The following is a 14,767-nucleotide window of genomic DNA, read 5'->3' as shown; positions in this document are numbered from 1 at the left end:
TAGCGCCATAAAAAAAGGCCATTCGATTGAATGGCCTTTTTTATGGCTATTGGATCATGCCTTCGCGGTTTTCCAGAGCTTACCCACTACGCTGACCACCGCCAGCACCACCGCCCCCGCAACAATCCCCGCCACGCCATTCAGCAGCGTCGGCACCCACCATGCCACGCTACCTGTCCCCTGGCTGACCGTCTCGATCCAGTGATGCACCACGGGTACACCATGGGTGAGAATCCCACCGCCGACCAGGAACATTGCTGCCGTGCCGATAACCGACAGGCTCTTCATCATGTAAGGCGCTGCGCGCAGGATGGCACCACCGATACTGCGCGCCACCTGGCCAGGTTTCTGGGTGAGCCACAGGCCCAGGTCATCCAGCTTGACGATGCCGGCCACCAGCCCGTAGACACCCACCGTCATGACGATGGCAATGCCCGACATCACAACCACCTGCTGCATCAGTGGGGCGTCTGCCACGGTGCCAAGGGTGATGGCGATGATTTCGGCGGAGAGGATGAAGTCGGTGCGGATTGCGCCCTTGATCTTGTCCTTTTCAAAGGCCACCAGGTCGGTCGCCGGGTCGCCAACAGCTTCGACCAACTGGGCGTGTTCAGCTTGATCTTCATCCTTGCTGTGCAGGAACTTGTGCGCGAGCTTCTCAAAGCCTTCGAAACACAGGTAGGCACCGCCAAGCATCAACAAAGGCGTCACCGCCCAAGGCGCAAATGCGCTGATCAACAGTGCGGTGGGCACCAGGATCAATTTATTGATAAACGAGCCCTTGGCCACCGCCCACACCACGGGGATTTCCCGCTCGGCCCGCACCCCGGAGACCTGCTGGGCGTTGAGTGCCAGGTCGTCACCCAGCACGCCTGCAGTCTTCTTCGCCGCCATTTTTGTCATCAGGGCAACGTCATCGAGCACGGCGGCGATATCGTCGATCAACACCAACAAGCTGCTTCCTGCCATGAATCGGACTTCCGTAAGAGTGAGATGGCGCAAGCATAACGCGGCGCAAAGCGTTGCAGGCACATTGTTGAGGCTCGCGGATGGCCGGTGCTACCATGCGCAACCGCCTGTACTGGCAAGGAAACCTCTGGTTTATGAGCACCATTCGCGAGCGCAACAAAGAAAAGATCCTGCGGGCGGCCAGCGAGGAGTTTGCCGACAAAGGCTTCGCCGCGACCAAAACCAGCGACATCGCCGCCAAGGCCGGGCTGCCCAAGCCCAACGTGTATTACTACTTCAAGTCCAAGGACAACCTCTACCGCGAGGTGCTCGAAAGCATTATCGAGCCGATCCTGGCGGCTTCCACGCCGTTCAATCCGGAAGGCGAGCCTTCGGTGGTGCTGAGCAACTACATCCGTTCGAAGATCCGCATTTCCCGCGACCTGCCATTTGCCTCGAAGGTCTTCGCCAGCGAAATCATGCACGGCGCGCCGCACTTGAGCGCTGATCAGGTCGAACAGCTCAACGCCCAGGCCAAGCACAATATCGCGTGCCTCCAGAGCTGGGTGGATCGTGGCCTGATCGCGGCGATCGACCCCCATCACTTGATGTTCAGCATCTGGGCGGCGACGCAGACGTATGCGGATTTTGACTGGCAGATCTCGGCGGTGACCGGGAAGGCCAAGTTGGATGAGGCCGATTATGAGGCGGCGGCGTTGACGATTATTCGGTTGGTGCTGAAGGGGTGTGAGTTGGACTGAGAGACCGGGGTGCCTGTGCCATTCGCGAGCAAGCCCGCTCCCACTTGGATTTAGCGTCAGACACAAGTTGTATAAACACCCAAGATCCAATGTGGGAGCGGGCTTGCTCGCGAAAGCGCCCTCCCAGACACATCCTGCCAAAAGCCTACCATTCAGCATCAGCCACCTAGATCTAGCCTCTCAGAACCCCACTGAAGAGAGGCCAAGGAATGCCTGATCTAGCCACATCACACCGCCTGCGCATTGGGCGCTTCAGCGAACCCAACCGCATCTACCTGATTACCACCAATACCCACGAACGTGTGCCGATATTCAGTGACTTTCATCTGGGCCGTTTGGTGGTCTGGCAATTCAGGCTTGCCCAGTATCAAGGATTAGCAAACTCACTAGCCTGGGTGGTGATGCCCGACCATTTCCACTGGCTGCTCGAACTACAAAAAGGCTCACTGGGGGATCTGATGTGCCAAGTGAAATCCAAAAGCACTCGAAGCGTAAACGGGGCTACCGGGCGCAAAGGTCGGCTTTGGCAAACCAGCTTTCATGATCGCGCGCTGCGCAAGGAAGATGACTTGGTGAAAATGGCCAGGTATGTGGTGGCCAATCCATTGCGAGCCGGGCTGGTGACGCGGATTGGCGACTATCCGTTGTGGGATGCGATTTGGGTTTAGAGCAGAGACCGAGGTGCTGCCCTTCGCGAGCAAGCCCGCTCCCACATTTCGACCGCATTCTCATGCTGAAAAACGGTCGAAATGTGGGAGCGGGCTTGCTCGCGAAGGGGACCTTTCATTCACCTCAAATCAAGCCGACACCCCCGCATCCGCCATCAAACCCACCCCCTCAATCGCCGTAATCGCACACTGCTCATCAATATCCGATGTATCCCCGCTGATCCCGATCGCCCCCAGCACTATGCCTTCCTGACTTCGAATCAACACCCCCCCCGGCGCCGGCACCACGCTGCCTTGCCCCAGGCTGTTCAATGCCGCGATAAACGCTGGCCGTTGTTGCGCATCCAGCGCCAGCAGCCGTGAGCCCTTGCCCAGGGCAATCGCGCCCCAGGCTTTGCCGATGGCGATCTGCGGGCGCAGCAGGCTGGCGCCGTCTTCGCGTTGCAAAGTGACCAGATGGCCGCCGCTGTCGAGTACTGCGATGGTCAGGGGCGCCGCCACAATCGTGCGCCCTGCGCTGAGGGCCTGGCTGGCCAGTTGGGTGGCGAGTTTCAAGGTTAAAGCGCTCATGGTGCCGTCCTTCTTTTGTTATTGGGAAAGCGGTGGAGGTCTGAGAGATCAGATGCTCGATCAAACAAATAGAACACAATGACATGAATTTCTGTATACAATATTTTCAAACAAATTCGCCATTCGTCGATAAAACTCGCTCTTAAGGCTATCCGACGCACAGGCAGGCCAGAAAATAAAATGCATTGACCTGCGCAGGCGGCCGTGAATACACTTCAAGCAGAAACCACTTGTATACAATTACAAAAAGCAAGAGGCACCAAAACCATGAGCAAAATGAGAGCAATCGAAGCCGCCGTCCTGGTGATGCGCCGTGAAGGCGTGGACACCGCCTTCGGCATCCCAGGCGCCGCGATCAATCCGCTGTACTCGGCCTTGCAGAAGGTGGGTGGCATCGATCACGTCCTTGCTCGCCACGTTGAAGGCGCCTCGCACATGGCGGAGGGGTACACCCGCACCAAGGCCGGCAATATCGGCGTGTGCATCGGCACCTCGGGCCCGGCGGGCACCGACATGGTCACCGGCCTCTACAGCGCCTGGGCTGACTCGATCCCGATCCTGTGCATCACCGGCCAAGCACCCCGCGCCCGTATGCACAAGGAAGATTTCCAGGCCGTCGACATCACCAGCATCGTCAAGCCTGTGACCAAATGGGCGACCATGGTGATGGAGCCCGGCCAAGTGCCCTACGCGTTCCAGAAAGCCTTCTACGAAATGCGCTCCGGCCGCCCAGGCCCGGTGCTGATCGACCTGCCGTTCGACGTGCAGATGGCCGAGATCGAATTCGATATCGATGCCTACCAACCGTTGCCACTGGCCAAGCCACGGGCAACCCGCATCCAGGTCGAAAAAGCCCTGGCCTTGCTGGACCAGGCCGAACGCCCACTGCTGGTCAGCGGTGGCGGCGTGATCAATGCCGACGCCAGCGAACTGCTTGTTGAATTTGCTGAGTTGACGGGTATCCCTGTGATCCCGACGCTGATGGGCTGGGGCACCCTCCCGGACGATCACCCGCTGATGGTCGGCATGGTCGGCCTGCAAACCTCCCACCGCTATGGCAACGCGACGCTGCTCAAGTCGGACGTGGTGCTGGGCATCGGTAACCGTTGGGCCAACCGCCACACCGGTTCGGTGGAGGTCTACACCGAGGGTCGCAAGTTCATTCACGTCGACATCGAGCCGACGCAGATTGGCCGCGTATTCACCCCAGACCTGGGCATCGTTTCCGACGCCGGCTCGGCACTGACGATGTTCATTGAAGTGGCCCGCGAGTGGAAAGCCGCCGGCAAGCTCAAGGATCGCAGCGCCTGGTTGAATGACTGCCAGCAGCGCAAAGCCACCCTGCACCGAAAGACCCACTTCGACAACGTGCCGGTCAAGCCGCAACGGGTGTACGAAGAGATGAACCAGGTGTTCGGCAAAGACACGTGCTACGTGAGCACCATCGGCCTGTCGCAGATTGCCGGCGCGCAATTCCTGCATGTGTACAAGCCACGCCACTGGATCAACTGCGGCCAGGCCGGCCCGTTGGGCTGGACCATTCCGGCGGCGCTCGGCGTGGTCAAGGCTGACCCGACGCGCAAAGTGGTGGCGCTGTCCGGCGACTACGACTTCCAGTTCATGATCGAAGAACTAGCCGTGGGCGCGCAGTTCAAGCTGCCGTACATCCACGTGGTAGTGAACAACTCCTACCTGGGCCTGATCCGCCAGGCCCAGCGCGGGTTTGAAATGGACTACTGCGTGCAGTTGTCCTTCGACAACCTCAACGCGCCGCAGCTCAACGGTTATGGCGTGGATCACGTGGCCGTCGCCGAAGGCCTGGGTTGCAAGGCACTGCGTGTGTTCGAGCCAAGCCAGATCGCGCCTGCTTTGCGCCGCGCCGAGCAAATGATCGAAGAATTCAAGGTCCCGGTCATCGTTGAGATTATTCTGGAGCGCGTGACCAATATTTCCATGGGCACCGAGATCAACGCCGTTAACGAATTCGAAGATCTGGCACTGGTCGGCAACGATGCGCCGACTGCCATTTCCCTGCTCGATTAAGGAGAACCTTATGCCGCGTTTCGCCGCCAACCTGTCCATGCTGTTTACCGAACAGGACTTCCTTGCTCGCTTCAAAGCGGCCGCCGATGCTGGCTTCGAAGGTGTCGAGTACCTGTTCCCCTACGAATTCAGCTCCGCTGAAATCAAGGCGCAACTCGACGCCCATGACCTGACCCAAGTGCTGTTCAACCTGCCGGCCGGCGACTGGGCCAAGGGCGAACGCGGCCTGGCGTGCCACCCGGACCGGGTCGAGGAGTTCCGTGCGGGGGTCAAGCTGGCCATCGCCTATGCCGAGGTGCTGGGCAATACCCAGATCAACTGCCTGGCGGGCATTCGGCCACAAGGCGTGGATGATGAAACCCTGGAAAAAACCTTTGTCGCCAACCTCAAGTACGCCGCCGACAAGCTGCAAGCGGTGGGCATCAAGCTGGTGATGGAAGCGATCAACACCCGCGACATACCGGGTTTCTACCTGAACAACACGGCGCAGGCCCTGTCGATTCGCGAGCAAGTGGGCAGCGCCAACCTGTTCCTGCAATACGACATCTACCACATGCAAATCATGGAAGGCGACCTGGCCCGCACCATGGCCGCGTACCTGGGTGAGATCAACCACATCCAGCTGGCGGACAACCCTGGGCGCAATGAGCCGGGGACTGGGGAGATCAACTACCGATTTCTGTTCGAACATTTGGATAGGATTGGGTACCAGGGGTGGGTTGGCTGTGAGTACAAGCCGTTGACCACCACCGAGGCGGGCTTGGGTTGGCTGAAGACCCACAACGCCATCTAACAGACACAAAACTAAACAATGTGGGAGCTGGCTTGCCTGCGATAGCGGCGTATCAGGCAATCAGTCTGTAACTGAACGATCGCCATCGCAGGCAAGCCAGCTCCCACAGTAGATCTTTGGTGCTTGGCAGACCGAGCTGGGCCTGCCTATCGAATAACAAGAGGATTTTCTCATGGCTAAAATCGGATTTATCGGCACCGGCATCATGGGCCAACCCATGGCCGCCAACCTGCAAAAAGCAGGTCACCAACTGTTCCTGTCCGAGCACCACGGCAAGGCTGCGCAAGCACTCGTCGACGCCGGCGCCGTGGCCCTGGCCAACCCGCAGCAAGTGGCGCAGGAAGCCGAGTTCATCATCGTGATGGTGCCCGATACCCCGCAGGTCGACGACGTGCTGTTCCGCGCCGACGGCGTGGCCGCAGGCCTGTCGCCCAACAAGGTGGTGATCGACATGAGTTCGATCTCTCCCACGGCGACCAAGGCTTTCGCGTCCAAGATCAACGCAACTGGCGCGCAGTACCTCGACGCGCCGGTGTCCGGTGGTGAAGTCGGCGCCAAGGCCGGCACCCTGAGCATCATGATCGGTGGCGAGCCACAGACCTTCGAACGCGCCTTGCCGTTGTTCCAGGCCATGGGCAAGAACATCACCCTGGTGGGTGGCAATGGCGATGGACAGACCGCCAAGGTCGCCAACCAGATCATCGTCGCGCTGAACATCCAGGCGGTGGCCGAAGCGCTGCTGTTCGCCGCCAAGAACGGCGCCGACCCGGCCAAAGTGCGTGAAGCGCTGATGGGTGGCTTTGCGTCATCGAAGATCCTTGAAGTGCATGGCGAACGCATGATCAAGGGCACCTTTGATCCGGGCTTCCGCATCAATCTGCACCAGAAGGACCTCAACCTGGCGCTGGCCGGTGCCAAGGAGTTGGGGATTAACCTGCCGAACACGGCTGGCACGCAGCAGGTGTTCAGTACCTGCGCTGCGATTGGCGGCGGTAACTGGGACCATTCGGCGCTGGTCAAGGGCCTGGAGCATATGGCGAATTTTTCGATTCGCGATAAATAACCCACATCGCTCCCACATTTGATCGCGTTCCAATGCTCGAATTTGCTGAAACTCTAATAACAAGAATCCCCCGGGAGCCCGCTTATGTCGGTCGATCCGCAACACCTGCTTCGCCAGCTGTTCGCCACAGCTATCGACGCCGCCCACCCCCGGCACGTCCTTGAACCCTACCTGCCCACCGACCGCAGCGGCCGTGTGATCGTGATCGGCGCCGGCAAGGCTGCCGCCGCCATGGCCCTCGTGGTCGAGAACTGCTGGCAGGGCGAAGTCACCGGCCTGGTGGTCACCCGCTACGGTCACGGCGCGCCGTGCAAGACCATCGAAGTGGTCGAAGCCGCCCACCCTGTGCCCGATGCGGCCGGTCTGGCGGTAGCCAAGCGCGTGCTTGAATTGATCAGCAACCTGTCCGAAGACGACCGCGTGATCTTCCTGCTGTCCGGCGGCGGCTCGGCGTTGCTGGCCCTGCCCGCCGAAGGCATCACCCTGGCCGACAAGCAGGCCATCAACAAAGCCCTGCTCAAATCCGGCGCGACCATTGGCGAGATGAACTGCGTGCGCAAGCACCTCTCGGCCATCAAGGGCGGCCGACTGGCGAAAGCGGCATGGCCCGCGACGGTCTACACCTACGCGATTTCCGATGTGCCGGGTGACCAGGCCACGGTGATCGCCTCCGGCCCCACGGTCGGTGACCCCAGCACGTCGCAGCAAGCCCTGGCAATCCTCAAGCGCTACAACATCGACGCCACGGCCTCGGTGCGCAGTTGGTTGCAGAACCCAGCCTCGGAAACCGTCAAGCCCGGTGACCCGGTACTCGCCCGCAGCCATTTCCAGTTGATCGCACGCCCGCAGCAATCACTCGAAGCGGTCGCGGTGAAAGTCCGCCAAGCCGGTTTCAGCCCGTTGATCCTCGGCGACCTCGAAGGCGAAGCGCGGGACGTGGCCAAGGTGCACGCCGGTATCGCCCGGCAGATCGTGCAGCACGGCCAGCCACTGGCAGCGCCGTGCGTGATCCTGTCCGGCGGCGAAACCACCGTCACCGTGCGCGGCAATGGCCGTGGCGGGCGCAACGCGGAATTCCTGTTGAGTCTTACCGACAACCTCAAAGGCCTGCCCGGTGTGTACGCCTTGGCGGGTGACACCGATGGCATTGACGGTTCTGAAGACAACGCCGGCGCCCTCATGACCCCGTGCAGCTATGCCCGCGCCGAAGCCCTCGGCCTGTCAGCCAGCGACGAGCTGGACAACAACAATGGCTACGGCTACTTCGCCGCCCTCGACGGTTTAATCATCACTGAGCCGACGCGCACCAACGTCAACGACTTGCGCGCCATCCTGATTCTTGAGACTGCCAACCATGACGCCTGACAAGAAGGTCAAAATCCTCGCCACCCTGGGCCCGGCCACCGACGGTATCGATGACATCCGCGAGCTGGTGGAAGCCGGGGTGAATATCTTCCGGCTCAATTTCAGCCACGGCGATCACGCCGACCACGCCCAGCGCTTCCAGTGGATTCGCCAAGTCGAACGCCAGTTGAATTACCCGCTGGGCATCCTCATGGACCTGCAAGGGCCGAAGCTGCGGGTCGGACGTTTTGCCGAGGGCAAGGTGCAACTATTGCGCGGCCAGGCCTTGCGCCTGGACCTGGACCCGACGCCGGGTGATCAGTGCCGGGTCAACCTGCCCCACCCGGAAATCATCGCGGCGCTGGAACCGGGCATGGACCTGCTGCTGGACGACGGCAAGCTGCGTCTGCGGGTGATCACCAAACATACCGACGCCATCGACACCACGGTGCTCAATGGCGGCGAATTGTCTGATCGTAAAGGCGTCAACGTCCCACAAGCCTTGTTGGAGCTCAGCCCACTGACCGCCAAGGATCGGTGCGATTTGAGCTTCGGCCTGGAGCTGGGTGTGGACTGGGTGGCGCTGTCATTCGTGCAACGCCCGGAAGACATCCGCGAAGCCCGCGAGTTGATCGGCGACAAGGCCTTTCTGATGGCGAAGATCGAGAAGCCGTCCGCCGTGCAACGCTTGCGGGAGATCGCCGAACTCAGCGACGCGATCATGGTGGCCAGAGGCGACCTCGGCGTGGAGGTGCCGGCAGAAAGCGTGCCGCAGATCCAGAAAGACATCATCAGCACCTGCCGCCAACTGGGTAAACCGGTGGTGGTGGCCACACAGATGCTTGAATCCATGCGCTTCTCCCCGGCGCCGACCCGTGCCGAGGTAACGGACGTCGCCAATGCCGTAGCCGAAGGGGCGGACGCCGTAATGCTGTCGGCCGAAACCGCGTCCGGCGAGTACCCGCTGGAAGCCGTGCAGATGATGAGCAAGATCATCCGCCAAGTGGAAAACGGCCCGGACTACCAAACCCAACTGGATGTCAGCCGGCCCAAGGCGGATGCCACGGTGTCGGACGCCATCAGTTGCGCGATCCGCCGCATCAGCAGCATCCTGCCCGTGGCGGTGCTGGTGAACTACAGCGAGTCCGGCAGCTCCAGCTTGCGCGCGGCGCGGGAACGGCCGGTGGCGCCGATCCTCAACCTCACGCCGAACCTGTCCACGGCGCGGCGGTTGAGCGTGGCGTGGGGCGTGCATTCGGTGGTGAATGATCGGCTGCGCCAAGTGGATGAGGTGTGTTCCACGGCGCTGGAGATTGCCCAGGCGCAGGGCATGGCGCAGCGCGGAGATACCTTGGTGATTACGGCGGGGGTGCCGTTTGGGCAGCCGGGGTCGACGAACTCGTTGCGTATAGAGATGTTGATTTAGCGTCTGTAAGGGGGCAACTCGGTCTAACTGACTTAACCAAATGCACAACCAAACCTGCCCAGACTGGGCCGAAGCCCTGCTCAACGGTTTCAGCCAGATCTTCCTGCTGCGCCAGCCGCTGTGTGGCCTGCTGTGCCTGCTGGCCATCCTGATCGGCGCGCCGGCCTTGTTCGGCGGGGCGTTGCTGGGTGGTGTGGCGGGATTGCTCACGGCTCAGCGCCGCGGCTATCCCAAGGCTGAGCGCCAGGCCGGCCTTTATAGCTACAACGGCGTGTTGCTGGGCGTGTTGATCAGCCATGACCTCGCCTCGTCGGCCTTGTTGCCGCCGTTGATCCTGGCGTGCGGTGGCTTGAGTGCGATCCTGACCCGGCAATGGTTGAAGCGCGCCAGCCAGCCCGATGACTTGCCCGCATATACCGCGCCTTTTGTGGTACTGGGTTGGCTGCTACTGGGCACGGTCCAGGAGAGTACGTTTACCCTGAGCGAACCCGACACCTTGAACATCCTCACGGCACCTTTTATCGGGCTCGCCCAAATCGTGCTGCTGGACCAACCCATCGCCGGGGGCCTGATTGCGCTGGGCCTGTGGCTGGCCAACCGCCGCGCCGCCGTGTGGGCCTTGATTGGCGCCAGTGTCGGCGTGCTGATTGCGCTTTGGCTGGACGAACACGCCAACGCCCTCCTCGGCCTGCACAGCTACAACCCTGCGCTGGCAGCGCTGGCGCTGAGCCAAGTGCGCCGCCAACCCTGGCTGCCGCTGCTCGGCATCGTGCTGGCGATCCTCCTCACGCCGGGCTTTGCCGCCCTGCACCTGCCCACATTGACCGCGCCCTTCATCCTTGCTTGCTGGCTGGTGCGCGCAGGCGGTCGCGTGCTGCGCAAACCCCGCATGGACAGTCCCTTCGAATCACCCTAGGCTTGCCCAATATCAGTTTCAGGCGGGATTTATGGACAGCAACAACGAATGGCGCGAGCGGCTCTACGTCATAATTTTTCAAAGTGACACCAAGGCCGGGCGGCTTTTTGACGGCATTCTGCTGCTGGTCATACTCGCCAGCCTGGTGATCGTGATGCTCGACAGCATCGACCAGATCCACCAGAACTACGCTGACGTGCTGGCCTATATCGAGTGGGGGTTTACCCTCATCTTCCTGATCGAGTACGGGCTGCGGCTGTATTGCTCGCCCAAACCCTTGCGCTATGCCTTTAGCTTTTATGGGCTGGTGGACCTGCTGGCCATCGTGCCCGGCATCCTCGCGCTCTATTACAGCGACGCGCAGTACCTGCTGATCATCCGCATCATCCGGATGCTGCGGATTTTCCGCGTGTTCAAGCTCAGCCCGTACCTCAAGCAGGCCAATTACTTGATGGCGGCGCTGCGCGGCAGCAAGCAGAAGATCGTGGTGTTCCTGGTGAGCGTGTGCACGCTGGTCACGGTATTCGGCACCTTGATGTATGTGATCGAAGGTCCGGAACACGGCTTTACCAGCATCCCCAAGGGTATCTACTGGGCCATCGTGACGCTGACCACCGTGGGCTTTGGCGATATCGTGCCGACGACGCCGCTGGGCCAGGTGATTTCGTCGCTGGTGATGATCACCGGTTATTCGATCATCGCCGTGCCCACGGGTATTTTCACCGCCGAACTGGCGAGTGCCATGCGCGGCGAACAGCTGCAGACCGACTGCCCGGTGTGCAAGAAAGACAGCCATGAGCCCAACGCCGCGTTCTGCTCGCGGTGTGGGAGTCATCTTTTTCGTAAAGTGGAATAAGCAAAGTGCGTTTTAATCTTTAAACGTCTATGCGACGCCAGCTATAGTCACTGGCAAAATGCCCTCACGCACACAGCAACCTTCTCGAACAACAAGGAATGAGCAGTGAAAAAACTCGTTAGCGCCTCTCTTCTGGCCGCCGGCCTTGTCCTGGCGGGCGCCGCACAGGCTGCCCCGGTCACACTGCTCAATGTCTCCTACGACGTGATGCGCGATTTCTACAAGGACTACAACGCCGCCTTTCAGAAACATTGGGAAGCCGAGCACCCAAACGACAAGCTGACCCTGCAGATGTCCTTCGGCGGTTCCAGCAAACAAGCGCGCTCGGTCATCGACGGCCTGCCGGCTGACGTAATCACCATGAACATGGCCACCGACATCAACGCACTGGCAGACAACGGCAAATGGGTGCCGGACAACTGGGTCACCCGCCTGCCGAACAACAGCGCACCGTTCACCTCCGCCACTGTATTCATCGTGCGCAAAGGCAACCCAAAAGCCCTGAAAGACTGGCCGGACCTGCTCAAGGACGGCGTGCAAGTGATCGTGCCCAACCCGAAAACCTCGGGTAACGGCCGCTACACCTATCTGTCGGCCTGGAGTTATGTGCTGAAAAACGGCGGTGATGAAGAGAAGGCCAAGGCCTTCGTCGGCAAACTGTTCAAACAGGCGCCTGTGCTGGACACCGGGGGCCGTGCTGCTACCACGACCTTCATGACCAACCAGATCGGCGACGTGCTGGTGACCTTCGAGAACGAAGCTGAAATGATCGCCCGTGAATTCGGCCGTGATCAGTTCGAAGTGATCTACCCAAGCGTCTCTGCCGAAGCTGAGCCGCCGGTGTCGGTGGTCGACAAGGTGGTCGAGAAGAAAGGCACCCGCGTGGCGGCCGAAGACTACTTGAAGTACCTGTGGTCGCCGGAAGGCCAGGAAATCGCGGCGAACAACTACCTGCGCCCACGTGATCCGAAAGTGCTGGCCAAATACACCGACCGCTTCCCGACAGTTGACTTCCTGTCGGTGGAGAAGACCTTTGGTGACTGGCGCACCGTGCAGAAGACTCACTTTAATGATGGTGGGGTGTTTGACCAGATATATTCCGGTCAATAAGCCCTGGCTCAAGAGCCCCTGATTTCAGGGGCTTTTGCTTTATGCAGGGATACACCACACACCCTCACTGCCTGTACTCTTCCTGGGAAACGGCGCATCGACTTCAAACCCAGCCCCCTTCAACCGCAGTCGCCCGGCCGGACCATTTGGGAACTCACTCGCGGTGATGGGCACCACCACAAAGCCACTCTTCTCACCGCAGGCCTCGCTGACGGCCAGTGCTACCGTGGCACGATCAAACGTGACACGACCTTTTGATGGTGAGAACTGTGCCGAGAAATCCACGAGCATCTCGTCGGGCGCCTCTTCAACCTGATAGCTGCCGCTCATGCTGATAGACCCGGCCACAGCGCTCATGGGGACCATGAGGCGTACCGTGTCGGGGTGCTTCAACTGTGCAATGACAGGATCAATGACCTGCGCCAGGTGCCGATTGCGCTCGCTGATCTCCTCGGCGATCCGTCGATTCAGCGCTGCATCCGGCACATCGACGCTCTGCCTCACGTTCGCCAGCAAACGTTGGACGGGAGTTTGCCCCTCGATGATTGACTGCCACCCATTGGCGTCCAGACGGTCCAGGATATAAATGGCCAATGCGCCCAACGCGTAGCTTTCGCCATCCAGAGACAAGGCTGCAGCGCTCGGGAAGCGTGCCATCACGCCTTGCGCCCAGGCCTCAGGCTCATCTGCAGCAACACTCGCAAAAGTCCGAGCAAGCCCTTCTATGTATTCGGCGGTGCCTTCGAGAATGTCGTAGTAGCGAATTTCCTGAGCCTCCAGGGCAAACTCGGTCTGCCAACGGTTATGCCAATAGCGCGCCTTGCCCAACGCCTGGGGATCACCTTGCAGCGACGCATGTAAGGCGTTGATCACGTGTTGCCGGTACTGCCTGGGCTGGGCCTGAAGAGGATAGCGCCCGGCGCGCGAGCCCGAAATCAATTGCCAACCGGCCTGACCAAAGAAATGAAAGGCTTCATGGGTTGCCAGTGCAAACAATGCTGGTACTGCGCCGGGGTTGTTGAGTATGTTGCGCGCTTCAACCTCCGGCAAGGTTTGACCCAGGCCCATATAGACGGTGGGTTGCCCTTCCCACAGCAGTTCCTTGAAGGATTTGTAATCCGACGAAAAACCAAGCGCGTGTACAGGTCCCGCCGCAATCGCCCGATAACCGTTTGCATCGATCAACCAGGCCGAAACGCCGTCGTACACCAGAATCTGCGCTTGGGCATAAAATCCGGTCTGGCCTTTCAGGCGCTCCATTGTCGCCAGCCTCGGCCAGGCGGATGCGGTAGCCGCGGCCATCCGCTCGACGTAAACCGTGTGAGTGATCGTTTCGAGCTGTTTTTCAGCGGCGACTGTGATGACCGGTATGAGCAGGCAAAGCATCAACATCTGGATAATCCGCATAGTGAGGTTCCTGTCTTGATTCAGCCTGCGAGCGTGCATGCGTCGAATCTACGACAGGCAGCCCCTGCGGCCTTGCCAGACAAGTCCTGTAACTGCGTCGGAACCAGCCTATATGAAAAAGCCAACTACATAGGGGGTGTTACGCCATCTTTGCCGGCCGAGATGGCCTGGGCAGTGACCGTCCCATCCGCCCCCTGCGCCGCAAACAACACCACCTTCACCCCCGCCTTGAGCAAGCTGCGATCGCCGGCTTCCAGGTTGACGATCGGCACCCCCTCCGGCACCACGATCTTCTTCTCGCCGCCTTTGTACTTCACGGTCAGGGTACGGCCGTTGCTGACCACCAAGTCGCCAACGGTGCCGTTGGTCATGCTGCTGCCTTCTTTCAAATCAAACGCGCGGTGCCCGTCGCCCGTACCGGCCATGGCCGGTGGGAACACATGCACTTCAAGCGCAGTCAACGTGCCATCAGCATTGGGCATGGCCGCCGAACCGATGTAACTGCCAGGCTTGATCTCGTCGATCCTGGCCAGGGTGACTGCGCGTACTTGAGTGGCCTGTGTCAAATGCACCGTGACGTCTTCGCCGCTATTGACCTTGACGTGCATCGTATCGCCGTCTATGGCGGTGATGGCGCCGCGCACGCCCACGCGCGGGGCCTCGGCAGCCTGGGCCAGCCCTACGGCCATAGCGGCGGCCAGCGTGGAAGCCAGGAGCATCTTGTTCAACGTGATCTTCATCGCAATGGATTTCCTGTTTCGGCGGTTGTTTCTGAATGTATCATTCCCCTTCGCACAGAAAGTTAACGATTCACTCATCATTACCGAGCATGAGTGTTATCACTGCCACCAGCCTACCCAGG

At 60.3% G+C, this 14,767-nt stretch carries 14 protein-coding genes; 10 read left to right on the top strand and 4 right to left on the bottom strand.

From position 1 onward, the window contains the following. Nucleotides 1-54: 54 nt before the first annotated feature. Nucleotides 55-969: a DUF808 domain-containing protein gene (locus AACY44_RS01625; RefSeq protein ID WP_339414690.1), complete on the bottom strand. Its 915-nt coding sequence runs from the start codon at nt 967-969 to the stop codon at nt 55-57. Nucleotides 970-1,103: 134 nt separating this feature from the next. On the opposite strand from AACY44_RS01625, the gene AACY44_RS01620 reads away from it, so the two are divergent. Beyond that, nucleotides 1,104-1,709 carry a TetR/AcrR family transcriptional regulator gene (locus tag AACY44_RS01620; protein ID WP_339414691.1) on the top strand — a complete coding sequence of 202 codons (606 nt, stop codon included), beginning with the start codon at nt 1,104-1,106 and terminating at the stop codon, nt 1,707-1,709. A gap of 209 nt (nt 1,710-1,918) precedes the next feature. Beyond that, on the top strand, nt 1,919-2,377 hold the full coding sequence (locus AACY44_RS01615) for an REP-associated tyrosine transposase (RefSeq protein WP_339414692.1): 459 nt from the start codon (nt 1,919-1,921) through the stop codon (nt 2,375-2,377). 129 nt (nt 2,378-2,506) lie between these two features. On the opposite strand, the gene AACY44_RS01610 is transcribed toward AACY44_RS01615, so the two are convergent. Beyond that, nucleotides 2,507-2,947: a GlcG/HbpS family heme-binding protein gene (locus AACY44_RS01610; protein ID WP_339427792.1), complete on the bottom strand. Its 441-nt coding sequence runs from the start codon at nt 2,945-2,947 to the stop codon at nt 2,507-2,509. A gap of 267 nt (nt 2,948-3,214) precedes the next feature. Between AACY44_RS01610 and gcl the strand changes: the two genes are divergently transcribed. The 8 genes from gcl to AACY44_RS01570 all read left to right on the top strand — a co-directional run bounded on the left by gcl (nt 3,215) and on the right by AACY44_RS01570 (nt 12,498). Beyond that, nucleotides 3,215-4,990 (top strand): glyoxylate carboligase, encoded by a 1,776-nt coding sequence (gene gcl / locus AACY44_RS01605; protein ID WP_339436674.1) that lies wholly within the window; start codon nt 3,215-3,217, stop codon nt 4,988-4,990. 10 nt (nt 4,991-5,000) lie between these two features. Continuing rightward, on the top strand, nt 5,001-5,783 hold the full coding sequence (gene hyi, locus AACY44_RS01600) for a hydroxypyruvate isomerase (protein ID WP_339414694.1): 783 nt from the start codon (nt 5,001-5,003) through the stop codon (nt 5,781-5,783). Nucleotides 5,784-5,955: 172 nt separating this feature from the next. Next, on the top strand, nt 5,956-6,846 hold the full coding sequence (locus tag AACY44_RS01595) for a 2-hydroxy-3-oxopropionate reductase (RefSeq protein WP_339414695.1): 891 nt from the start codon (nt 5,956-5,958) through the stop codon (nt 6,844-6,846). A gap of 84 nt (nt 6,847-6,930) precedes the next feature. Continuing rightward, entirely contained in the window at nt 6,931-8,211 is a 1,281-nt protein-coding gene (locus tag AACY44_RS01590; protein WP_339436673.1) for a glycerate kinase type-2 family protein, read from the top strand. Further along, complete coding sequence (gene pyk / locus AACY44_RS01585) at nt 8,201-9,616, top strand: pyruvate kinase (protein ID WP_339529692.1); 1,416 nt, start codon at nt 8,201-8,203, stop codon at nt 9,614-9,616. The genes AACY44_RS01590 and pyk overlap by 11 nt, the downstream gene beginning before the upstream one ends. Before the next feature lie 40 nt (nt 9,617-9,656). Continuing rightward, the gene (locus tag AACY44_RS01580) at nt 9,657-10,532 is read left to right on the top strand and encodes an urea transporter (RefSeq protein WP_339529690.1); all 876 of its coding nucleotides are present in this window, start codon (nt 9,657-9,659) and stop codon (nt 10,530-10,532) included. 31 nt (nt 10,533-10,563) lie between these two features. Then, nucleotides 10,564-11,388: an ion transporter gene (locus AACY44_RS01575; protein WP_339414699.1), complete on the top strand. Its 825-nt coding sequence runs from the start codon at nt 10,564-10,566 to the stop codon at nt 11,386-11,388. Nucleotides 11,389-11,493: 105 nt separating this feature from the next. After that, entirely contained in the window at nt 11,494-12,498 is a 1,005-nt protein-coding gene (locus AACY44_RS01570) for a sulfate ABC transporter substrate-binding protein (RefSeq protein WP_339436671.1), read from the top strand. A gap of 39 nt (nt 12,499-12,537) precedes the next feature. On the opposite strand, the gene AACY44_RS01565 is transcribed toward AACY44_RS01570, so the two are convergent. Both AACY44_RS01565 and AACY44_RS01560 read right to left on the bottom strand, forming a co-directional pair. Next, nucleotides 12,538-13,905 (bottom strand): hypothetical protein, encoded by a 1,368-nt coding sequence (locus AACY44_RS01565; RefSeq protein WP_339529688.1) that lies wholly within the window; start codon nt 13,903-13,905, stop codon nt 12,538-12,540. Nucleotides 13,906-14,030: 125 nt separating this feature from the next. Beyond that, complete coding sequence (locus AACY44_RS01560; RefSeq protein WP_339436670.1) at nt 14,031-14,645, bottom strand: DUF5666 domain-containing protein; 615 nt, start codon at nt 14,643-14,645, stop codon at nt 14,031-14,033. Between the last annotated feature and the right edge of the window lie 122 nt (nt 14,646-14,767).

It is taken from the genome of Pseudomonas sp. RA_15y_Pfl1_P11 (assembly GCF_963970975.1).
GTDB lineage: Bacteria > Pseudomonadota > Gammaproteobacteria > Pseudomonadales > Pseudomonadaceae > Aquipseudomonas > Aquipseudomonas tritici.
This window is presented reverse-complemented; position numbering and strand designations above follow the sequence as displayed.